This is a genomic window from Loktanella gaetbuli (assembly GCF_020531945.1).
GTDB classification, from domain to species: domain Bacteria; phylum Pseudomonadota; class Alphaproteobacteria; order Rhodobacterales; family Rhodobacteraceae; genus Loktanella; species Loktanella gaetbuli.
Genome location: NZ_JAJATZ010000003.1, coordinates 203,532 through 224,852, shown reverse-complemented (window position 1 = coordinate 224,852; position 21,321 = coordinate 203,532). Strand labels below are relative to the sequence as shown.

Annotated in this window: 24 protein-coding genes; 14 read left to right on the top strand and 10 right to left on the bottom strand. The window is 63.1% G+C overall.

Annotated elements, in window-relative coordinates:
* Window positions 1-12: 12 nt before the first annotated feature.
* From LGQ03_RS07710 to LGQ03_RS07695, 4 genes are read right to left on the bottom strand one after another with little or no spacing between them, the layout of a single operon-like run.
* Complete coding sequence (locus LGQ03_RS07710; RefSeq protein WP_226747941.1) at window positions 13-573, bottom strand: pyridoxamine 5'-phosphate oxidase family protein; 561 nt, start codon at window positions 571-573, stop codon at window positions 13-15.
* Window positions 566-1,600, bottom strand: coding sequence for a lipocalin-like domain-containing protein (locus LGQ03_RS07705; RefSeq protein WP_226747940.1), 1,035 nt, complete (start codon window positions 1,598-1,600; stop codon window positions 566-568). Before LGQ03_RS07705 ends, LGQ03_RS07710 begins: the two co-directional genes overlap by 8 nt.
* The gene (locus LGQ03_RS07700; protein WP_226747939.1) at window positions 1,590-3,980 is read right to left on the bottom strand and encodes an FtsX-like permease family protein; all 2,391 of its coding nucleotides are present in this window, start codon (window positions 3,978-3,980) and stop codon (window positions 1,590-1,592) included. The genes LGQ03_RS07705 and LGQ03_RS07700 overlap by 11 nt, the downstream gene beginning before the upstream one ends.
* Window positions 3,977-4,633, bottom strand: coding sequence for an ABC transporter ATP-binding protein (locus LGQ03_RS07695; protein ID WP_226747938.1), 657 nt, complete (start codon window positions 4,631-4,633; stop codon window positions 3,977-3,979). The genes LGQ03_RS07700 and LGQ03_RS07695 overlap by 4 nt, the downstream gene beginning before the upstream one ends.
* A gap of 145 nt (window positions 4,634-4,778) precedes the next feature.
* On the opposite strand from LGQ03_RS07695, the gene LGQ03_RS07690 reads away from it, so the two are divergent.
* Entirely contained in the window at window positions 4,779-5,954 is a 1,176-nt protein-coding gene (locus LGQ03_RS07690; protein WP_226747937.1) for an acetyl-CoA C-acyltransferase family protein, read from the top strand.
* Between the two features lie 63 nt (window positions 5,955-6,017).
* On the opposite strand, the gene LGQ03_RS07685 is transcribed toward LGQ03_RS07690, so the two are convergent.
* Complete coding sequence (locus tag LGQ03_RS07685; RefSeq protein ID WP_056030126.1) at window positions 6,018-6,305, bottom strand: YggT family protein; 288 nt, start codon at window positions 6,303-6,305, stop codon at window positions 6,018-6,020.
* A 119-nt stretch (window positions 6,306-6,424) separates the two neighbouring features.
* Here LGQ03_RS07685 and LGQ03_RS07680 point away from each other — a divergent pair, with 119 nt between their 5' ends.
* From LGQ03_RS07680 to LGQ03_RS07650, 7 genes are all read left to right on the top strand, one after another.
* Window positions 6,425-6,967: an acyl-CoA thioesterase gene (locus LGQ03_RS07680; protein ID WP_226747936.1), complete on the top strand. Its 543-nt coding sequence runs from the start codon at window positions 6,425-6,427 to the stop codon at window positions 6,965-6,967.
* Between the two features lie 63 nt (window positions 6,968-7,030).
* Window positions 7,031-8,398, top strand: a complete 1,368-nt coding sequence (locus LGQ03_RS07675; RefSeq protein WP_226747935.1) for an MFS transporter — start codon at window positions 7,031-7,033, stop codon at window positions 8,396-8,398.
* Complete coding sequence (gene mepA, locus LGQ03_RS07670; protein ID WP_226747934.1) at window positions 8,395-9,306, top strand: penicillin-insensitive murein endopeptidase; 912 nt, start codon at window positions 8,395-8,397, stop codon at window positions 9,304-9,306. Before LGQ03_RS07675 ends, mepA begins: the two co-directional genes overlap by 4 nt.
* 1 nt (window position 9,307) lies before the next feature.
* Entirely contained in the window at window positions 9,308-10,183 is an 876-nt protein-coding gene (locus LGQ03_RS07665; protein WP_226747933.1) for an esterase-like activity of phytase family protein, read from the top strand.
* A gap of 86 nt (window positions 10,184-10,269) precedes the next feature.
* A complete protein-coding gene (locus tag LGQ03_RS07660; RefSeq protein WP_226747932.1) occupies window positions 10,270-10,896 on the top strand; it encodes a queuosine precursor transporter in 627 nt (208 codons plus the stop codon).
* Between the two features lie 376 nt (window positions 10,897-11,272).
* Window positions 11,273-11,701, top strand: a complete 429-nt coding sequence (gene arfB / locus LGQ03_RS07655) for an alternative ribosome rescue aminoacyl-tRNA hydrolase ArfB (RefSeq protein ID WP_090158190.1) — start codon at window positions 11,273-11,275, stop codon at window positions 11,699-11,701.
* 10 nt (window positions 11,702-11,711) lie between these two features.
* Complete coding sequence (locus tag LGQ03_RS07650; RefSeq protein ID WP_226747931.1) at window positions 11,712-11,894, top strand: nicotinate phosphoribosyltransferase; 183 nt, start codon at window positions 11,712-11,714, stop codon at window positions 11,892-11,894.
* A gap of 93 nt (window positions 11,895-11,987) precedes the next feature.
* Here LGQ03_RS07650 and LGQ03_RS07645 read toward each other — a convergent pair whose 3' ends face one another.
* Window positions 11,988-13,280 (bottom strand): nicotinate phosphoribosyltransferase, encoded by a 1,293-nt coding sequence (locus tag LGQ03_RS07645; RefSeq protein ID WP_226747930.1) that lies wholly within the window; start codon window positions 13,278-13,280, stop codon window positions 11,988-11,990.
* A 185-nt stretch (window positions 13,281-13,465) separates the two neighbouring features.
* Between LGQ03_RS07645 and LGQ03_RS07640 the strand changes: the two genes are divergently transcribed.
* The 3 genes from LGQ03_RS07640 to LGQ03_RS07630 are packed head-to-tail and all read left to right on the top strand — an operon-like array spanning window position 13,466 to window position 14,816.
* On the top strand, window positions 13,466-13,732 hold the full coding sequence (locus LGQ03_RS07640; RefSeq protein WP_090158193.1) for a PepSY domain-containing protein: 267 nt from the start codon (window positions 13,466-13,468) through the stop codon (window positions 13,730-13,732).
* Window positions 13,733-13,759: 27 nt separating this feature from the next.
* Window positions 13,760-14,314, top strand: a complete 555-nt coding sequence (locus LGQ03_RS07635) for a cytochrome b/b6 domain-containing protein (protein WP_226747929.1) — start codon at window positions 13,760-13,762, stop codon at window positions 14,312-14,314.
* Complete coding sequence (locus LGQ03_RS07630) at window positions 14,292-14,816, top strand: helix-turn-helix transcriptional regulator (RefSeq protein ID WP_226747928.1); 525 nt, start codon at window positions 14,292-14,294, stop codon at window positions 14,814-14,816. Before LGQ03_RS07635 ends, LGQ03_RS07630 begins: the two co-directional genes overlap by 23 nt.
* Before the next feature lie 4 nt (window positions 14,817-14,820).
* Here LGQ03_RS07630 and LGQ03_RS07625 read toward each other — a convergent pair whose 3' ends face one another.
* The 4 genes from LGQ03_RS07625 to LGQ03_RS07610 all read right to left on the bottom strand — a co-directional run bounded on the left by LGQ03_RS07625 (window position 14,821) and on the right by LGQ03_RS07610 (window position 18,559).
* Entirely contained in the window at window positions 14,821-15,279 is a 459-nt protein-coding gene (locus LGQ03_RS07625; protein ID WP_226747927.1) for a tellurite resistance TerB family protein, read from the bottom strand.
* 64 nt (window positions 15,280-15,343) lie between these two features.
* Window positions 15,344-16,390: an AbrB family transcriptional regulator gene (locus tag LGQ03_RS07620; RefSeq protein ID WP_226747926.1), complete on the bottom strand. Its 1,047-nt coding sequence runs from the start codon at window positions 16,388-16,390 to the stop codon at window positions 15,344-15,346.
* Window positions 16,391-17,296, bottom strand: a complete 906-nt coding sequence (gene trhO / locus LGQ03_RS07615) for an oxygen-dependent tRNA uridine(34) hydroxylase TrhO (protein ID WP_226747925.1) — start codon at window positions 17,294-17,296, stop codon at window positions 16,391-16,393. It lies immediately after the preceding gene.
* Between the two features lie 39 nt (window positions 17,297-17,335).
* Window positions 17,336-18,559: an Hsp70 family protein gene (locus LGQ03_RS07610; protein ID WP_226747924.1), complete on the bottom strand. Its 1,224-nt coding sequence runs from the start codon at window positions 18,557-18,559 to the stop codon at window positions 17,336-17,338.
* 127 nt (window positions 18,560-18,686) lie between these two features.
* On the opposite strand from LGQ03_RS07610, the gene pncA reads away from it, so the two are divergent.
* From pncA to LGQ03_RS07595, 3 genes are read left to right on the top strand one after another with little or no spacing between them, the layout of a single operon-like run.
* On the top strand, window positions 18,687-19,283 hold the full coding sequence (gene pncA, locus LGQ03_RS07605) for a bifunctional nicotinamidase/pyrazinamidase (protein ID WP_226747923.1): 597 nt from the start codon (window positions 18,687-18,689) through the stop codon (window positions 19,281-19,283).
* Window positions 19,280-20,470 carry an NAD(P)/FAD-dependent oxidoreductase gene (locus LGQ03_RS07600; protein ID WP_226747922.1) on the top strand — a complete coding sequence of 397 codons (1,191 nt, stop codon included), beginning with the start codon at window positions 19,280-19,282 and terminating at the stop codon, window positions 20,468-20,470. The genes pncA and LGQ03_RS07600 overlap by 4 nt, the downstream gene beginning before the upstream one ends.
* Before the next feature lie 12 nt (window positions 20,471-20,482).
* Entirely contained in the window at window positions 20,483-21,316 is an 834-nt protein-coding gene (locus LGQ03_RS07595) for an NAD-dependent epimerase/dehydratase family protein (RefSeq protein WP_226748186.1), read from the top strand.
* Window positions 21,317-21,321 lie beyond the last annotated feature (5 nt).

Below are 21,321 nucleotides of genomic sequence, written 5' to 3'. Positions count from 1 at the left end.
TCTAGCGACGCGTCAGGGCGAAAGCCACTGTCCTTGCCAGCCGTCAGCGCGGGCATAGGCCGCGCGACGATGGTCGTCGCCCAGATGCACGAGATCGATGCGCTGGATCGCGCAGGACAGCACGGCAAAGGTCGCAAAGTCGGGGTCCTTGTCATAGGCCAGCGCGTCATCGCCCAAGGGTGTGCCGGGCGCAGGGGTGACACCATAGGACATGCGGCCCCGTTCGGGGATCGGGTTCCAGCGGTCGCGCACAGCATCCCCTGTCAGGATCGTGACGGCGCATTGCAGACGGATTTGCAGGTGCTGCTTGTCCTCCCAGATGTGCAGGGCGGCGCGCGGGGTGGTGCGCAGGCTGGTGATCTTGTCCGAATGCAGATCGGTATAGACTTCGAGCGTTGCGGTGTCGCGCTGGGCTGTGCGCAGAACCACGGTGCGGGCCTCTGGCCAGCCGTCCGCACTGACGGTGGCAAACGTGGGCTGCCGCGCGGGCGATTTGCGGTCTGCGACACCACGCGACAGGCGTTGCCACATGCGGTCGTGCAGACCGTCCAGCGTTTTGAACCAGTCACTCATATCCTGTCATCTCCAGATAGCCTTGGCCGCCGTGGCTGCCGGTTACGGTGACCGGACCTTCCCAGTAGGGGACACTGGTGTCCATCCAGGCCTGCGGGTTGATCGCGGCAACGGTGACGTCGATGCCGCGGTCCGGCAATGTCACCTGCCACTGCGTCGGGACATCGCGCCCCGCCACGGTCGTTGTCGCCAGCGGTGCCGCGTTGAACGCCCCGTCGCTGTAGGGTGTGGCGGTCCCATCCGCGTCGATCCATGTCGCAGAGGTAAAGTTCTGGTCGTCGGTCTGGCGCAGGCGAAACCCCATCATCTTGGCCCCGTCGTCGAACGACAGGGAAAACCAGTCCCAGCCGGTCTGGTTGTCGCCCAGCGGTTGGCTGGACCATTCACGGTCCAGCCATGCGGTGCCGGTCACGGGCACATCGCCGTCTGGCAGCGTCAGCGTGCCGGACAATTCATAGAACGGTTGCGAGTAGTAGTAGGATGCCTGACCGGCGGCGGATTTGACCGAATAGCCGTCGATCCCCTGAAACACCAAGGGTCCGGTCGCCGTCAGGTTCACATCATAGGCAAAGTCGGGGCCAGAGGCGGTCAGACGCGCATCATCGAACCCGGTCATCTGCCAATCGTCGATCCATGCGGCAAAGGGGTCGGCGGTCACGCCCGCCTGACCGATCCCGCCCCGTGCCAGTCGTTCGGTCACGAAATGCGCATCTGGCGTTGTCACCGCGGCATGACCCATCCACAGTTGCGGATCGTCCCAGCCCGCCCGCGTTTCGGGTGCCATGGCGCTGCGGAACAGCGTCCATTGCAGCCCGTAGGGCGTGCCGTCCGGTCCGGTCATGTTGGCCGTGATGTACCACCATTCGATCCGGTAATCGGGGTGCGCGCCGTGGTCCGCGGGAAAGCTGAACTGTGGGTTCGGCTGCGGCACGGCGAAACCTTCGGCATCGGTGCCAAGACCCGCGAAGCCCTGGGCCGATGCAGCGAAGGGCAGCAACAGGGCGAGCAACAGAGCCTTAACGTTCATTGGAAAACACCTTGAGCAGATCAGCAGGGGGTGTGCGGGCCAAACGCCACGCAGGCCAGAGTGCTGCAAGCGCTGCCGCCACCAGCGCAAACAGGCCCAGCCGCGCATAATCGGCGGGAAACAGAAACATGGGCAGTTTCCAGCCAAAGGCTGCGACATTGACCACCGACAGCAGCGCCCAGGCCAGGGCAAGCCCCAGCGGCAATGCAATTGCCGCCGTAAAGACCGCAAGGATCACGGCGCGGATCAGTTCGACCACGCCCAGACTACGGCGGGTCATGCCCATCGCCCAGGCGGGTGCGAGTTGCGGCACGCGCAGCGCGGCCAGCGTCAGGAGGCTCATGAGAATGGCAAAGCCCGCAACCGCCAGCGTCAGCACGTTCAGTGCTGTTGTCACCGTGAATGTCCGGTCAAATACATCAAGCGAGAATTGCTTGATCCCCGCCTGATTGATCATCGCGCCCTCTGATATGCCCAGATCGCGGGTCAGATCAGCGCGAAAGGCGACCACGTCGTCTGGCGGCAACCGCAACCCGAATTGCAGCGCTGTCACGTCGGGATAGAGCGTGGCAAAGACGTCCTCTGACAAAATTGCCTGACCGATGGGATTGCCATAGTCACCGTAAATGCCGGCAACGGTGAATGTCGTATCCATGATGGGCACGGTGTCGCGCAGCGCTAACCCGGTGCGCCGCGCCAGTTGTTCATTTATCAAGATGCCACCGCCGTCCGCGACACGCTGCCAAGGCGCGTCGGTCGCAGTTAGAAACGTCCAGTTGTCGGTATATGTCGGTCCAATCCGTGCGCCGAAAACTTCTGTCGGCAGATCCCGCACCTGGGTGTCAGCGGACTGGATCGGCAGGATCGCGTCCACGCGGTCGGCTGCATAGGCCGTCAGAGCATCGGCCTGTGCTGCATCCTCTGCCGTGACGTACAGCTCTGACGCGAGCCGCTGGTCAAGAAATCCGACAAACGTCAGGCGAAAGCTGCTGACCATCGTGGACACGCCCACATTCGCCGCCATCGCCAGCAGCAAGGCCGCCAGTGCCAGCGACAGGCCGGGCAATTGCTGCCGCGTATCGGCCCAGAACCACTGTGCGCGGATGCCGCGTGACAGCCATGCCGCCAGTGCCAGCACCCGATCCAGGATCAGCGGAAGCGCCAGCGCAGCCCCGATCAGCAATGTTCCCAGCAGGGCAAAGCCGGTCACCATCCCGTCGGCGACCGAGGCAAGCCCCGCGGCGCAAATCAGCAGAATTGCGGCCAGCACGCCCTGGACCTGCGCCGTGCGTCCTGCGGCCATCGACAAGGCGCGGCGCGACCCGCCGGCCAGCAAGGGCATCTGTGCCAACCGCCAAAAGGCCGATGCCGCCGCCAGGGCCGTGCCGCCCAGTGCAATCGCCAATCCTGACAGCCACCAGACGGGGCGCAGTTGCAATGTGCCGGACACTGTCTGGCCGTAAAGACCTTGCAAGGTTGCAGCCACATCCGGCAGCAACAGAGACGCGATGACATAACCAAGCGCCACACCGATGGCACCAGCGACCAACGCCATGACCGCCAGCTCTGCCGCCATCAGGATCATCAAGCTGCGCAGCGGTACGCCCAGCGCGCGCAACGTCCGCACCACGGACCGGCGCTGTTCGAACGCCAACCCGATGGCACCGTTCACGATGAAAATGCCGACCGCGAAACTCAGCAGGCCAAAGGCTGTCAGGTTCAGGTGGAAACTGTCTGTCAGCCGGCCCAGGTCATTGCTGCCTTGCGCGACCTGCCGTGTCAGATCAGGGGACACCTCTGCCAGTGACGGACGGCCCAGCGGTTGTTCCGGTGCCACGATCAGCCGTGTGATCACGCCATCGCGGCCCAGCAATCCTTGGGCAAGGCCGATATCGGTCAGCACGGTGCCGGGTGCGACATCTGGCGCTGACACGGGTTGCGCCCCGATGTCCGGCAATCGGTCCAACATCTCTGCGCGACCAAACACCTGACCGCCGCCGGACAGAAACGTGTTGATCTCGACCCCGTCCGATACCGTGATGGGGCCCAACCCGCCCGGTGCGGTCAGCGGGTCGAGGCCGACGATCCGGACGCCGTTCAGCCGCCCTTCGACCACCGGTGACACCTGCCAGCCCGCACGGCGCAGTGCCACATAAGTCGCCTGCGGGATCGTGCCGCCGTCGCGCGCGGTCAGTTGATCGAATTGCCCCTCGCCCAGTGTTGCAGCCGCCGCGTCATAGCTTGCGGATGCCTCTGCGTTGATCGCCTGAACCCCCGACCAAAGTGCCGTTGCCAGCGCCAGTCCGGCCAGCAAGGTGAACAACTGCAATGGGTTGCGCCACCAGTGTGACAGCAGCGCCTGAAGTGTTGCACAGGTCACGCGATGCGACCCTTGCGCAGGTGAATCTGCCGCTGCATCTGGCCTGCCAGTGCTTGCGAATGGGTGACCATCAGCAAACCCGCGCCTGTGTCGCGCACCAGGTCCAGCATCAACGCCAGCACCGTGGCGGCTGTTTCCTCGTCCAGGTTGCCGGTGGGTTCGTCCGCCAGCACGAGTTTCGGACGGGGGGCCAGCGTGCGGGCAAGTGCCACCCGCTGCTGTTGTCCGCCGGACAATTGTTCCGGGTATTTGTCCAGTTGCGCATCCAGCCCCATGCGGTTGGCCAGTTGTGCGCACCAAGCCGCATCATGCCTGTCTGCCAGCCGCGCCTGAAAACTGATGTTGTCGGCAACCTTGAGCGACGGGATCAGGTTGAACTGCTGGAACACCACGCCCACCGTACCACGGCGCAGGGCCGCACGGTCTGCATCGTTCAGCGCGGTCAGATCCACGCCGTCCAGCAGGATCTGGCCGCGGTCGGCACTGTCCAGCCCGCCGATCAGGTGCAACAGCGTGCTCTTGCCGGACCCGCTCTCTCCGGTCAGGGCCAGTGTTTCGCCGGCATTCAGCGACAGGCTCACGCCGTCCAGCACCGTGATCTGGCCGTCGGCGCTGGCATAACCCTTGTGCAGATCGGTGACGGTCAACAGCATGGTGGACTCCTTTCGCAATAACATAAGGTGCGGTCGCGTTTTTCCACTCCTGCGGTTGCTTTGCCGCAGGGTTACGTTCCCCGGGGGCTGGTGCCGGGGCGCACCGCTTGTCATCCTGTCGCAAATCAAGGGGAGAGGGTTCAACATGTCAGAGATTGTCATTCTGGGGGGTGCCCGCACGGCCATCGGCACCTTTGGCGGTGCCTTGGCGGGTACGCCGCCCATCACACTGGGGGCGATTGCCTCCAGGGCGGCACTGGACAGGTCCGGCGTCACGGGCGACCAGATCGGTCACGTGGCGTTCGGCCATGTCATCAATACCGAACCGCGGGACATGTATCTGTCGCGGGTTGCCGCGATGGATGCGGGTGTGCCCGACACGACGCCTGCGATGAACGTGAACCGTCTGTGCGGATCCGGCGTGCAAGCCATCGTGTCGGTGATCCAATCGCTGGCGCTTGGGGATGCCGATTTCGGCCTTGCGGGGGGTGCTGAAAACATGTCGCGCAGCCCCTTCATCCTGTCGGACCAACGATGGGGTGCGAAAATGGGCGACGTCGTGACCCGTGACATGATGCTGGGGGCGCTGAATTGTCCCTTTGGCACGGGCCACATGGGGATCACGGCGGAAAACGTCAGCGCCGAACATGCTGTCAGCCGTGCGGATCAAGACGCCTTTGCACTGCTCAGCCAGCAACGCGCAGCGGCTGCGATGGCGGCGGGCTATTTCGACGATCAGATCGTTCCGGTCCCGGTCAAGGTCAAGCGCGAGATGGTGGATTTCGCCACGGACGAACACCCCAAGGCGACCACGGCAGAGGGACTGGCCAACCTGCGCCCGGCCTTTGCCAAGGACGGCAGCGTGACGGCTGGCAACGCCTCTGGCCTCAATGACGGGGCTGCGGCTATCGTTCTGGCGCGTGCGGATGCCGCGCAGGCGGCGGGCCTGACACCGCGGTTCCGCGTGCTGGGCTACGCCCACGCCGGCGTCCGGCCAGAGGTCATGGGGATCGGCCCCGTGCCTGCGGTGCGCAAGCTGCTGGAAAAGACCGGCCTGACTGCTGCCGATTTCGACGTGATCGAAAGCAACGAGGCCTTTGCCGCACAGGCGCTTGCCGTCAGCAAGGAATTGGGTCTGGACCCCGCCCGTGTGAACCCCAATGGCGGTGCAATCGCTCTGGGCCATCCGGTGGGCGCTACGGGTGCCATCATCACGGTCAAGGCGATGTACGAGCTAGACCGCATTCAGGGTAAACGTGCGCTGATCACCATGTGTATCGGTGGCGGTCAGGGCATCGCGCTGGCGATAGAGCGGATCTGACGTATCATCTTGCCACAAATACTCACGCCGTAGGCATTGGTCGCCCCGCGCGGGGCGACCAAATCAATAGAACAAGGCCGCGTTGTTCAGCAGCACGATGCGGATGATCTCGATCCCGATCAGTGCCACGATGGGCGACAGGTCGATCCCGCCCAGGTTCGGCAGAACACTGCGCAGCGGGCCATAGATCGGTTCCAGAATACGTTGCAGCGTGTACCAGATCTGCCCGACCAGCGGCTGGCGCACGTTCAGCACGTCGAAACTGATCAGCCAGCTCATGATGAAATGGGCAAAGATGAAAAAGCGCGCCACGCCAAGCAGCAGCAGGATGATTTCAAAGATCGAGGTCATGGGCGTCACTTTCGTCTGATGATGCCCCGCAGGTAAGCGCAAGCCGGGGGCGCATCAAGTGTTTCGTGCCGCAGCGGCACGCATTGACCCGCGCGCCACCTGCTGGCACGGCCCTGCGCATGTATCCGTTTGTCCGTCTTGCCAAGGAATTCATTCTGCATCGCAACGCGGGCGACCTGCCTGTGCTGGGCGCGCATGTCAGTCATCATCGCTGCTGGCCGCAGGATCTCGATGTTTTCGTGGAAATGAACAACGGGCGTATCCTGACGATCCTCGATCTGGGCCGCACGATCCTGGCGCAGCGGGTCGGGTTGCTGCGTGCATTACGGCAGAACAAGTGGGGCCTGACGATGGCGGGGGCCAGTGTGCGCTATCGCCGCCGGATCAGACCGTTCGAGCGTTTCCGCGTCGTCAGCCGCTGCGTGGGCTGGGACGCACGGTTTTTCTATCTCGATCAATCGATCTGGGTCGGAGACATCTGCGCGGCGCAGGCGCTGTACCGGTCCGCCGTGACGGACCGGAATGGCATCGTTGATCCTGCGCGCGTCTTTGCTGCGGCCGGTTTCGACGCAACCCCGCCCGCGCTGCCCGCTTGGACCCAAAGCTGGATCGACGCGGATGCCACCCGGCCCTGGCCACCGGAACTGCCTGCAGGGACGTAAACGGGACTTGCCAGCGCGGGGCCTGCCGGGGTTAGGTTGTGCCTGGGCGACACGGGGCAGGTCATGGCAGTATCACGCAAACGCATCTGGGGCTGGATGGCCTTTGATTGGGCATCACAGCCGATGTACACGCTGGGGCTGACATTCGTTTTCGGCCCCTATTTTGCCAGCGTTGCCACCACCTATTTCATGGACAGCGGTCTGGATCGCGCCGCTGCCGGGGCCGAGGCACAGGGCCTGTGGTCGATGGGGCAGGCCGTGGCTGGATTGCTGATCGCGATCACCGCACCATTTCTGGGGGCATTCGCCGACAATTCCGGGCGCAAGATGCCGTGGATCGCAGGATTTTCGATCCTGTTCGTCATTGCCACGGCGATGCTGTGGAACCTGACACCGGATGGTGCCTGGATCTACATGGCGCTGATCGTGTTCTACGCCGCTTTCTTTTGCGCTGAATCCGCGCTGAATTTCGTCAATGCGATCCTGCCCAGCCTTGGCAACCGCCAAGAGGTCGGGCGCATCTCCGGGTCGGGTGCTGCCTTTGGCTATTGGGGTGGCGTTGCGTCCTTGTTCATCATGTTGCTGCTGTTCGTCGAGGACCCCGACAGCGGAGTCACTTTGATCGGTCTGGCCCCCGCGCTGGGCCTTGATCCCGCCCAAATGGAAGGCACCCGCGCGGTCGGCCCATTCATTGCGGTGTGGTTCGCGCTCTTTATGGTGCCGTTTTTCCTGTATGTCCGGGACGACCCGTCGCTGGGCGGTCGGTCCACCCGCATCAGTGCGGTCTGGGCCGAGCTCAAGGACACGCTGCGCGGCGTTGTGCGCCGCAAGAGCCTGCTGAATTTCCTGCTGGGGTCGATGTTCTACCGCGACGGGTTGAACGCGCTCTATGCCTTTGGTGGTGTCTATGCGGCGATCGTGCTGGGATGGACGACCATCAACATCGGCATATTCGGGATCGTGGCAGCCATTGCGGCAGCAATCTTTACCTGGGTTGGCGGTCTGGCGGACGCGCGGTTCGGGCCGAAACCCGTGATCCGCGTCTGTGTCTGGTGCCTGATCGCTGTCAGCGTGGTGATCGTGGGCATGTCCCGCGAGACGCTGTTCGGCGTGCCGCTGCCTGTGGGGTCCAGTCTGCCCGATACGATCTTTTTCGCGGCGGGGGTCATCATCGGCGGCGCAGGGGGCGCGACCTATGCCGCGTCACGGTCCATGATGGTCCGTCACACCGACCCCGACCGCCCGACCGAAGCCTTTGGGTTGTTCGCACTGACCGGCAAGGCGACAGCATTCCTTGCGCCGGCCAGTATCGCGGTGTTCACATATCTGACAGGTAACGTGCAGCTTGGGTTTTTGCCGGTCATCTTTTTGTTCCTGCTTGGCCTGTTTCTGCTAAGGTGGGTCAACAAAGACGGGGACCGAGCAGCATGATCCGCACCATCGCAGCACTGACACTACTGACGGCCCTCGCGGCCTGTCAGCCGGAAAAACCGACGGTTTCGCCCGTCGTGTCGACACAGAACACGAATGATACACGGATCGCGAAACGCGTCTTTGGCGCGATACCGGAACCATCTGCGCAGGCCCCGGCACCGCTGGGGTTCTATTCGCGCGGCTGTCAGGCAGGGGGGCAGGCCCTGGCCGAAACCGGGCCGACCTGGCAGGCCATGCGCCTGTCGCGCAATCGCAATTGGGGTCAGCCCGAACTGATTGATTTCGTGCAGGACCTGTCGCGGCTCGCCGCAGCGCAGCCGGGGTGGAACGGTCTGTATGTGGGCGACATCAGCCAGCCGCGTGGCGGGCCGATGCTGACCGGTCATGCCAGCCATCAGGTCGGTCTGGATGCCGACATATGGCTGAAACCTGCCACCTCGCTTTCGCTGACGCGGACCGAACGCGAAAACATCTCGTCCGACCGGATGGACCGGCGCAGCGGCGCTTTCGTCAACAATAGCTGGACACCCCAGCATGAGGCGATCGTCAAGGCGGCTGCATCCGACCCGCGCGTGGCCCGGATCTTTATCTTTCCGGGGGCCAAGGTCGAGATGTGCAAGAACGCCACCGGCGACCGCAGCTGGCTGAACAAGGTGCGCCCCTGGTACGGGCACAATTACCATTTCCACGTGCGCCTGAACTGCCCGCGCGGTGCCGCGTACTGCGAGGATCAGCCCGCACCGCCCGCCGGTGACGGCTGTGCCGATGCGCAGGAATGGGTGAACAACATCATTAACCCGCCGCCGCCCCAGCCGCGCGACCCGAATGCCCCCGCACCCCAGCCCAAGCGTGAACTGACGATGGCCCGCCTGCCCGGGCAATGCGCCGCTGTCGCCGCCAACTGATATGCGCGCCTTGATCGTTGCCGCCCTTGCCCTGCTGGTGGGGTGCCAGTCCGTTGGGGATGCGCAGGCCGAACCGACCGTGACCTACCTGGGCCGCTATGTCTGGAACGATAGCGACCCGGCGTTTGGCGGGCTGTCGGGGCTGGAACTGAGCGCGGACGGCACGCGGATCTGGGCGCAAGGGGACCGTGGTGTTCTGTGGACCGGTGTGGTGACGCGCGACGGGGATCAGGTGACCGGCATCACGACGGACCCGCCACGCGTGTTGCGCATTTCGACCGGAGAGCCTGTTTCAGGTGCGACGGCCGATCCCGAGGGACTGGCCCTGTCAGCGGATGGCACGCTGTTCGTCTCATTCGAAGGGCTGGCCCGTGTCGCGGCCTACCCTGACCTGGACGGTCCTGCAGTGCGAGTGCCGCGTCCGGATATGTTCAGGGGTCTTCAGAACAATTCCGCGCTCGAAGCGCTTGCGATTGGCCCGGACGGTGCACTTTATACTTTGCCCGAGCGGTCGGGTGGCACGCATCGCCCTTTTCCGGTTTATCGCTATGCCGGCGGGGTCTGGACCACGGTATTCGACATCGCGCGCACCGATGCATTCCTGCCGGTCGGCGCGGATATCGGGCCTGATGGTCTGCTGTATCTGCTGGAACGGGATTTCACCGGATTCGGGTTTCGGTCGCGCGTGCGCAGGTTGCCGCTGGACGGCAGCGCATCGGAACTGCTGTTGCAGACGCGCACCGGGACGCATGACAACCTCGAAGGGATCAGCGTCTGGCGCGATGACGCAGGCGATATCCGCCTGACGATGGTGTCCGACGACAATTTCCGCTGGTTCCAGACGACCGAGATCGTGGAATACCGCGTCAGCGATTGACGCAAGCCGTCCGTGCGGCTAACCGGGCGCGTCCCCGCGATCTTGCGGGGCCAAGTGCCGCACCCTTGCCAAAACGGAAAACCGCTATGACCCGTATTCTACCTGGCGTGATCGCCATGGCCGCCATCGTCGTGGCCTCGAACATCCTCGTGCAATTCCTGATCCTCGACGGGCTGCTGACCTGGGGTGCGTTCACCTATCCGCTGGCGTTCCTTGTGACTGACCTGATGAACCGCATCTACGGCGTGTCCGCCGCGCGGCGTGTCGTTTTCGTGGGCCTGATCGTGGGTATCATCTGTTCGCTGATCGGCAGCCAGATCCAGCTGGAATTCGGTCCCGCCGTGCCGATCCGGGTCGCCATTGCATCCGCCACCGCATTTGGCGTGGCGCAACTGCTGGATATCACCGTGTTCAACAAGCTGCGCCTGGGCGTGTGGTGGGTGGCCCCGCTGGGATCGACGCTGGTGTCGTCGGTCGTGGACACGGCCATCTTCTTTTCCATCGCGTTTGCAGCAGTGTTCAACCCGCTGTCAGCAGGGGCCGCGGACCAGATCATCTGGGCACAGGACGCTGTCCCGTTTCTGAACGCAGGGCCGCTGGTGCCGCTGTGGGTGTCGCTCGCCGTGGCCGATTGGGGGGTCAAGATCGCGGTTGCGCTGGTTGCGCTGATCCCGTTCCGCCTGATTGTTCGCCGAGTCACAGCCACGTCATAAATGCAGTATCTGGTGTGATTAGGGTTTGACAGCCGCGATATCTGCGGCAACCCTCAACACAGGCGAAACATTTGAAAGGAGGTGATCCAGTGCATCATGAAGTTCTGGAGAAGTGTGTCGGGACAGCTTGGGGGGTTCTGATCTAGGGCAGCCCTTAGGTCTGTAGCACCACAGGTGGGTGACCCTATGGGTCCCTAACCGACCCACCTCCGATATTCAGGAAAGGGCTGTCCCATCGCCGGGGCAGCCCTTTTTTACGATGAACGCTGTGCGTTCATCGGGTGGGGGCAAGCGAATGGCGCAGGCAATCGCGGCCCCGCTCGGTACTCAACTGGGTGCTGGTGGCAAATGCGTCTTGGTCTGCTACATCATCCCTATGGCCGACGATCTGCGCATCACCGACAGCATCACCCTGCAAGGCTGGGAAATGACCGAGGCATTCACCCGTGCCTCCGGTCCCGGCGGGCAGAACGTGAACAAGGTCAGCACGGCGGTCGAGCTACGGTTCGAGGCCGCGCGCTCACCCTCCTTGCCCGATCCGGTCAAGGCGCGGCTCAAGCGGTTGGCGGGGCGGCGGTGGACATCCGACGGGGCGCTGGTGCTGTTCGTTCAGGACACAAGGTCCCAGGCCCGCAACCGCGAGCTGGCGCGCGAGAGGCTGGCCGAACTGGTCGAACAGGCCACGCAAAAACCCAAACGCCGCGTGCCAACGAAACCGACCTACGGATCGGTGAAACGGCGACTGAAGGCTAAGAAGGTCAGGGGTGAGGTGAAGTCCCTGCGCGGCAATGTCACGCCCGACTGACGGAACGCGGATGCCCCTGACGCTGTTGGACAACAACCTCAGACAGGAGACGACCGTGAAACAAAAATGGATCTACGCCCTCATCCCCCTCGGCTTTGTCGCCATCATCGCATCCCTGCTGCTGGGCGGCGAAGTCGTGCAGGAAACAACCGACAGCCCCGTCGGTGAGATTGTGGAGGGGCAGGAGGAGTAAGCAAATTTCCCCTTTGCATGCCACACTCATGTCAGAAGGCGGGCTCCGAACCTTGGGACAGAGCCACTTGATCAAGCTGCGGGATCAATAGAACTAGACCACAACCTCCACCCGCTCCTGCGCCCCCACCCCGAACACGCGCTTGTAGCGTGCGATCTCCTCCGCCGGACCCATCGCCTTGTTCGGGTTGTCGCTCAGTTTGACCGTGGGGCGGCCATCCGCCGCGATAGCTTTGCACACCAGGCTGAAGGGGGCGAGTGCGTCGCCCTCGGTCAGGCCGATGAAGTCGTTGGTCAGCATCGTACCCCAGCCGAAACTGACGCGGACGCGACCGGCGAATTGGCGGTGCAGGTCCAGGATCTTGTCCACCGTCAGCCCGTCGGAAAAGATGATCAGTTTTTCGCGCGGATCCTCGCCCCGTGCGCGCCACCAGTCGATGGCGGCCTCTGCCCCGGTGGCGGGGTCGCCGCTGTCGATGCGGATGCCGGTCCAGCCCGCCAGCCAGTCGGGTGCGTTGGCAAGAAAACCGGGCGTGCCAAAGGTGTCCGGCAAAATGACCCGCAGGTTGCCGTCGTGTTCCGCCTGCCAGTCGGCCAGCACATCATAGGGTGACCGCGCGAGTGCTGCATCGTTCTGCGCCAGCGCGGCATAGACCATCGGCAGCTCGTGCGCGTTGGTGCCGATCGCTTCCATGTCGCGGCTCTTGGCGATCAGGCAGTTGGACGTGCCGGTAAAGGCGTCGCCCAGCCCCTCGCTCATCGCTTGCACGCACCAGTCCTGCCACAGAAAGCTGTGCCGGCGCCGGGTGCCGAAATCAGCGATCCGCAGGTCGGGCACGTCGCGCAGGCGTTCGACCTTTTCCCAAGCCTTGGTCATGGCGCGGGCATAGAGCACCTGAAGTTCGAACCGGCCCATGTCGCCCAGCACCGCGCGGCCGCGCAGTTCCATCAGGGTGGCAAGTGCGGGAATTTCCCACAACATGACTTCTGGCCAGGACCCTTCGAACGTCAGTTCATACTGGCCGTCGCGTTTTTCCAGATGATAGGGTGGCAGGCGCAGGTTTTCGAACCAATCCATGAATTCGGGCGTGAACATCGCGCGCTTGCCGTAGAAGGTATTGCCGCGCATCCAGGTGGATTCGCCGCGCGACAGCGACAGGGACCGGATGTTGTCCAATTGCTCGCGCAGCTCGCCCTCGTCGACCAGATCGGCGAGGCGGATGGACTTGGTCCGGTTGATCAGGCTGAAGGTGACCTGCGTGTCGCGGTTGTTGCGAAAGATCGACTGACACATCAGCAGTTTGTAGAAATCGGTGTCGATCAGGGACCGGACGATCGGGTCGATCTTCCATTTGTGGTTCCAGACACGGGTGGCGATATCGACCATTGGGGTCCTCCGGCGTTTGGTTTCTTAGACCAACTGCCGTGCAGGCTTGCAAGGGCGGGGCGCGGCATAAGCCTGGGCTTATATCCGGACGCATAAGCCGTTGGCGGATAGTGCGGCAAACAAGGGTGGTTCAGATCGGTGTCAGGCCCGGCGCTGTGCCGCGGCATCACCCAAGGAACGCACCCATGAAAAAGATCGCAACACTGACCGCCCTGATCGCCCTGTCCGCTACGGCGGCGCTGGCAGAGCCGTCCTGCACCCCCGCCGCCGACGGTGCCGCAGCCCCCGTCTGGGAGGCCGTCAAGGCATTCGAGGAAGAAGGCGGCGTCGTAAAGGCGTTCAAGATCAACGGCGGCGACTGCTACGAAATCTACGGCTCGCTGGACGGCACCAACATGGAAGTTTTCTTTGACCCGACCACAGGCGAAGAGCTGGAACGTATCGACGCATAACCGCTGAACCACGAAAGGAGGCGCACCATGGCCGCTATGTCTGAACAGCACGGGACCGTCCGGGTCTGGGATATCGGGGTGCGCCTCTTTCATTGGTCACTGCTGACCTGCGTGGCGGGGGCGTGGCTGTTCGTCGATCCCCGCTCACTCCACCGCTGGCTTGGCTACTGCGTGATCGGATTGATTGCGTTTCGCCTGATCTGGGGGCTGGTGGGATCGCGCCACGCGCGGTTTACCGATTTCATCAAGGGACCCCGTACGGTGCTGGCCTATCTGCGCGCGATGGCTGCGGGAACCGAACGCCGTCATCTGGGTCACAACCCCGCGGGTGCCGCAATGATTGTGGCGCTGTTGCTGACGTTGGCGGGCATCTGCACCACCGGGATCATGATGGGGATGGATGCCTATTTCGGTGTCTCGTGGGTCGAGCATTGGCACGAAGGACTCGTGAACGGCTTGCTCATTCTGGTCGCCATGCATCTGGTGGGTGTGGTAACTGCAAGTTGGCGCCACCGCGAAAACCTTGTGGCGTCCATGGTCCACGGCCACAAGGACGCGCATGAAACAGGTGCTGAAACCTAATTCACGATCCCGACGCGTCCTTTTCCTGGGGGCCGCCGTTTTGCAGCTGGTCTGTCTGGGCCTTTTTACGATCGACATCCTCTCAGAGATGTCTTCGCCCGACTTTCACACCCTCGTTGAAACATTGAGCGTTCTCGGACTGTGTTTGAGCATCGCGGTCACGTTTCGTGAGTATCTGCACCTGATCAACCGCAATCGCCGGATTGAGCGGGAGCTGGGTGCCGCCACTGGCGCATTTTCACAAATGATGCAGGAAAATTTCGCGCAGTGGGGCCTGTCTCCGGCAGAGCGCGATGTCGCGCTGATGTCGGTCAAGGGCCTGTCCGTCTCGGAAATTGCCACATTGCGCGAAACGGCCAATGGCACGGTCAAAGCGCAATGCACTGCAATCTATCGCAAGGCCGGGGTATCCAACCGCGCAGAGTTGATTTCGGTGATGATCGAGGATCTGATCGCTGGCGTGCCGCTTCCTGGCCAGACCCACCAATCGTCATCAACATAAGGTATCAGGACGGGAACCGTCCTGATTTGGCCATCTCCTCGTCGTGCAATTCACGGGCGCGTTCTGGGGACACGCCCAGGATCGCCTCGATTTCGTGCAACAGGGCGTCTTCGGCGGCCGCCTCGTTTCCATCGGAAAAGACGACGGACCACAGCGCGCGCACGGCGTCTTCCAGGTGATCATCGCTGATATGCTGGTGCAGAACCTCGGCAAGTTCGGCTGTGTCGGGCATCGCGGATTCGAGCTTTTCACAACGGGCGCGCATCTTGGCCGCCTCGACCGGGTTCAGGTCATAAAGCGCGGCCAGCACGTGGTCGATCTCCTCGACCTCTTCGAACAGATAGGCCCGGTCGATCTTGGCCGCGCGCACCAACAGCGCCCCCAGTGCGTGCTGTTCATCCGCCTTTGGCAGCGGCGTGACCGTGGTACCGGGATGAAACAATGACAAAAGACGTTCTAGCATGGGACCCCCGGAAATGTGCAGGGTGATTCTAGCCTAGTCAGCCGATGCTGCAAAGCGGTCGCGCCTAGCGTTTTCGGCGCATCAAGACCTGAAAGGTCGCGGGCGCGATAGCGATCACCAGCGTGATCCTGACGATGTGCATGACAGAGACAAAGGCGATGTCCTGTCCCAGTGCCAGCGTCAGTAGTGACATTTCTGTCAGTCCGCCCGGCGAATACGCGAGGAATGCCTGGGACAGCGGGATACCCTGCGACAGAGCGATCACTTCGGCAAAGCCCAGTGCCACAACGAGCATGGCCACCGATGCGACCGTCGCGATCCACAGATCACGCCCGATCTGGCGCGGACTGGACCCCACGAATCGCGCGCCGATGATCGTGCCGATCACGATCTGGGCCACGATGACCAGAACGGTGGGTGGGGCGATTTCGACCCAGCCGACCAGATGCACGATACCCGACAGGATCATCGGTCCGAACACGGTCGCAGCGGGCAGGCGCAGCAAGCGGCCACCGTAGACGCCCAGCACGGCACAACCCAAAAGGATCAGGCCGTTGGTCAGGGTAATTGCGCTGATTGGGACGATGCCGCGCCCGTCGGTCCCAGACCGCACACCCAGCACATAGCCGAAATACATCACCACCAGTGTGACAACGATCAGAATACGGGCGGCGTGCGCCAGCGCGATCTTGCGGGTGTCGCCGCCGGCGGCCTCGCCCAGAATCAGCATTTCGTTCAGGCCGCCCGGCATGGCCGCATAAAAGGCGGTGACGGGATCGTAGCCGCCCAGCCTGCGGTAGACGACGATGGAAACACCGGCGGCGAGCGCCAGAAAGAACGGCAACAGCAGGATCGTCAGTGTCCAGCTGCCAAGGCGGTCGAACAGATCAGGGGTGATCGCACTGCCCAGCAAGACGCCGATGACAGGAATGACGATGGTGCGCAGCTGACCGGGTCCGCGCACGGGTAGCCCCACAATGGCCGCAAGCGTGGTGCCGATCATTGGTCCCAGCATCCAGGGCAACGGCATGTTGACCATCCAGCCGATGAACCCGGAAATTACCCCGATCAGCAGCGCAAGGCCGATGTCCTGATGCTGCCGGATCCGCACCTAGAGGCTGCCGATATGTCGTTCGCCCCGCGCACGGGCGAGGGCAATCTGGCGTTGGCGTTCGCGAAACCGTTCCTTGTCCTCGGGGGTGGTTTCGTCGACGCAGTGGTGGCAGGCGACGCCTTCCTCGAATGACGGCAGTTGCGTGTCCGCCGGTTCCAGCGGGCGGCGGCAGGCGTGGCACAGCACATGCGGGCCCTCGGCCAATCCGTGGCCGACGCTGACCCGCCCGTCAAAGACGAAACAGGACCCATTCCAGGTGCTTTGATCCTGTGGCACCTCTTCGAGATATTTCAGGATGCCGCCCTGCAGGTGATAGACGTCCTCGACGCCTTGCTGGCGCAGGTAGTTCGTCGATTTTTCGCAGCGGATGCCGCCTGTGCAGAACATCGCGATCCGCTTGTTGTGGAAACGGTGCTTGTTCGCTTCCCACCATGCAGGGAATTCGCCAAAGCTGCGGGTCTGCGGATCAATGGCCCCGTCAAAGGTGCCGATCGCGACCTCGTAGTCGTTGCGGGTGTCGATCACGGCCACATCATCGGATTGAATCAAGGCGTTCCAGTCAGCCGGGGTAACATAGGTGCCTGTCCCCTCGGCAGGGTTCACATCCGGTTGGCCCATGGTGACGATCTCACGCTTGAGCCTGACCTTCATCCGGTTGAAGGGCTGTTCGGTGGCGTGGCTTTCCTTGTGCGCAAGGTCCGCGCAGCCGGGCAGGGCGCGGATATGGGCCAGAACAGCGTCGATCCCGGCACGCGTTCCTGCGATCGTGCCGTTTATCCCCTCGCCTGCGAGCAGCAGCGTGCCGCTGATGCCATGCGCCTGACAGGTGTCCAGCAACGGCCCACGCAAGGCGGCGGGATCGGCAAAGCGCGTGAAATGATAGAGTGCGGCGACAGTAAACATGTTTCTTCGCATACGCCCGCGCGAAACGGGCGGCAACCCTCAGGCGCGTGCAGCGGCGCGTGCCAACCCGTCGGATACGGCTGTAAATGCGGCACCCCTGTCCAGCTTGGCGCGCGGAAAGTCCTGCGCCAACGCCTGCGTCAGAACACCCATCAGCGAAGAGCCGCCCACGAAAACAAGTGCCGCGATCTGGTCAGGGTCGGTGTCGCCTAATGCGTCGCGCGCTGCCTGACGCACCTCGGTTACCGGATCGGACAGGGTGTCGGCCAGTGCTGCACCATGCAGCGGCACCGCCAGGCCTTTTTCCAGCGGGGCGAGGTCGATGCGGGCCGCGTCGTGCGTGTTCGCCGCGATCTTGCCGTCCTCGACCGCAAAGGCGATGTCGTGGCCGAGCTCCATCTCGATCACCTCTGACAGGCGGGCAAAGGCGGTCTGGTCCACGCCCTGTTTGGCAAGATCCGCCACCAGACGCCGCGTTTCCGGCGCGTAGAGAAACGCGATTTTTTCCCAGGTGGCGAGGTCGTTGTAAATTGCATTGGGTGCGGTCGAGGTGCCGTTGCCAAACACGTCGCGCACGTCACCACCACGGCCCAGCAGCGGCATGACATGGGCCAGCGACAGCAGTCGGTCGAAATCGGTGCCGCCGATGCGTACGCCGTGACTGTTCAGGATCTCTATGCCGTCCGCGTTCTGCCGAAACAGCGTGAAATCCGATGTGCCGCCGCCGATGTCGACGACCAGACCCAGCTCGCCGGGTGGTAGCGGATCGGCAGTCAGGGCGGCGGCCTCTGGTTCGGGCAGAAAATCCACGGCGTCGAACCCGGCCATGTGGTAGGCTTCGGTCAGATCGGCAAGCGCGCGGGCATGGCGTTCGGGATCATGGTGAAACCGGACAGGCCGCCCCGACAGCGCGGTGTCAAAGGTCAGATAGGTCGATTCCTCGGCTGCGGCCTTTACGTGGCGCAGGAAATCCGCGACCACACCCAGCAGCGTCATGCGCTGATAGCCGATTTGCCGGGTTTCGCGCATCAACGGCGTGCCAAGAACGGATTTCAGCGCCCGCATGAACCGGCCTTCGCGCCCGCCGATCAGGGCCGCATTGGCCGCAGAACCGGTCAGCATCTGGTGGCGCGCCATGTCAAAGAAAACGGTCGTCGGCAGCGTGGTCTTGCCTGCCTCGACGGGGACGCGGAACACAGCGTCACCTGCCATCAGGGCAGCGGCAGTGTTGGATGTGCCGAAATCGATTCCAAGGGTGGGCATCGCGGTCTCCTGTTGCGGGACGCGCCGGATAGGCGAAACCCTGGTGCCTGACAAGTCGGCACCGGACAGCGATTGACCGAACCAGACGGCAGGCCTAACCCTAGGGGCAGCAAGGAGAGGATGACCGATGACCAGCGCCCTGATCGTGATTGATGTGCAAAATGATTTCTGTCCGGGCGGTGCGCTGGCGGTTTCTGGCGGCAATGACATCGTCACTGGTATCAATGCGCTGATGGACGATTTCAGCACCGTGATCCTGACGCAGGACTGGCATCCGGCGGGGCATTCGTCGTTCGCGTCCAGCCATCCCGGTCAGGCCCCGATGGACCTGATCACCATGCCCTATGGTCCACAGGTCCTGTGGCCCGATCACTGCGTCCAAGGCACGGCCGGGGCCGCTTTTCATCCCGATCTGCGCACGGACGGGGATCTGATCATCCGCAAGGGTTACAACCCGGCCATCGACAGCTATTCCGCATTCTTCGAGAACGACCAGACCACACCGACGGGGCTGGAGGGTTACCTGAAATCGCGCGGGATCACCCGGCTGACGATGGTGGGCCTGGCACTGGATTTCTGCGTGAATTACTCGGCTGTGGACGCCGCCCGGCTGGGGTTCGATGTCACCGTGCGCGAGGATCTGACCCGCGCAATCGACATGAACGGGTCACGCGATGCAGCCCTGACCGCGATGCAGGACGCCGGGGCCAGGATCGCCGTATGACGCTGCACCCCCATTACGATGTGGTGATTGTCGGGGGTGCGATCTATGGGTCGGCCGTGGCCTGGTTTCTGGCGTCAGATCCCGATTTCGACGGTCGCATCCTGGTGGTGGAACGGGACCCGACCTATGCGCGGGCTGCGACTTCGCTGACCAATTCTTGCATTCGGCAGCAGTTTTCCGATCCGCTGAACGTGCGGATCAGTCAGTTTGGCGCGGCCTATATCCGTGATTTTCGGACGCGGATGGGGCTGGGCGATACGGTGCCGCATCTGGCGCTGCACAGCTTTGGATACATGTATCTTGCCGATACACCGGGTTTCGCGGCAACGCTGCGCGAGGTGCAACAGATGCAGGCGGCCAACGGGGCCGCGACACGCCACATGACGGCCGACCAGATCGCTGAGGCCTATCCGTTCTATGCCTTGGACGACATCATCGCGGGCAACCACAACACCGTCGACGAGGGGTATTTCGACGGCGGCACATTGTTCGACTGGTGGAAACGGGGTGCCCGGCAAAAGGGCGTGACCTATGTTGCAGATACGGTCGTCGGTCTGGACCGCACCGCGGACAAGATCACCCACGCGCAATTGCAGGCCCATGGTCGCATTGGGTGCGATTGGCTGGTGAATTGCGCAGGCACCCGCGGATCAACGGTCGCGGCCATGGCGGGGCTGGGGTTGCCGGTAGAGCCGCGCAAGCGCTACAGCTATGTTTTCAAGGCAGAAACCCCGTTGGATCGTGCTCTGCCGCTGACAATCGATCCATCGGGTGTTCATGTGCGCCAAGACGGTGCCTATTATCTGGCGGGCAGTCCGCCTGACGATGATCCACCGGTCGATCCTGATGATTTCGGGTTTGACCACAGCCTGTGGCAGGAGAAGATCTGGCCCGCGATCGCAACCCGCATCCCGGCGTTCGAGCGGGTCAGGATCATGAACGAATGGGTCGGCCACTACGATTACAACACGCTGGACCAGAATGCGGTGGTCGGGCCGCATCCGCAGGTGGGCAATTTCGTCTTTGCCAACGGGTTTTCCGGCCACGGATTGCAGCAGTCGCCGGCCATCGGGCGCGGGCTTGCGGAATGGATCACACAGGGGGCATACCGGACGCTGGATCTGTCGCCACTGGGCTACGCCCGTGTCGCCACAAATACACCGATCATCGAAAAAGCCGTGATTTAGGGGAATATCATGTTGAAAAAGATCGTCCTGACCGGGGCCGCCGGAAATCTGGGCGGCGTGCTGCGCGCTCCGCTTGCGCAGATGTGCGAGGTGCTGATCAGCACCGACATCGCACCCGCGCTGGACGGCTGCCAACCGAACGAGACCTACATGCCCGCCGATCTGGGTCAGTTGGATCAGGTCGAACCCCTGCTGGAAGGTGCGGACATGGTCGTGCATTTTGGCGCGATCGGGGATGAGGCACCTTGGGACGAGATCCTCAATTCAAATATTGTCGGTGCCTACACCGTCTGGGAAGCGGCCTACCGTCAGGGCGTCCGCCGTGTGGTCTATGCCTCTTCGATTCATGCCGTCGGCATGCACGCCAAGACCGAAAATCTGGACGGCACCGAACGCCACAGGCCAGATACCTATTACGGTCTGGCCAAATGCTTTGCCGAAGATCTGGCCAGCCTCTATTGGGACAAGCGCGGGATCGAGTCCGTCTGCATGCGCATCCTGTCCTGTCAGCCGGAACCCGCAAACGCGCGCGCGCTGGGCAGCTGGTTGTCCTATCCCGACCTCATTCGCATGGTGCAGGCCGCGATCACCTCGCCCACGACCGGATTCAGCATCGTCTGGGGCGTGTCGAACAATGACCGTGCACCGGTCAGCAACGCCCGCGCGTCGTTCCTGGGGTATCGTCCCCAGGACAACGCAGAGAGCTATGCCCCGGACATCCTGCCGAACGCCGCGCCGATGGACCCGCAAAACCCCGAGGATATGTGCCACGGTGGTCCCTTTGCCGTGGTGCCATTGGGTGAAAGCGGTGTCGCGATGATCAAGGCGCGCAGCGTCAAACCGTAGGTGCC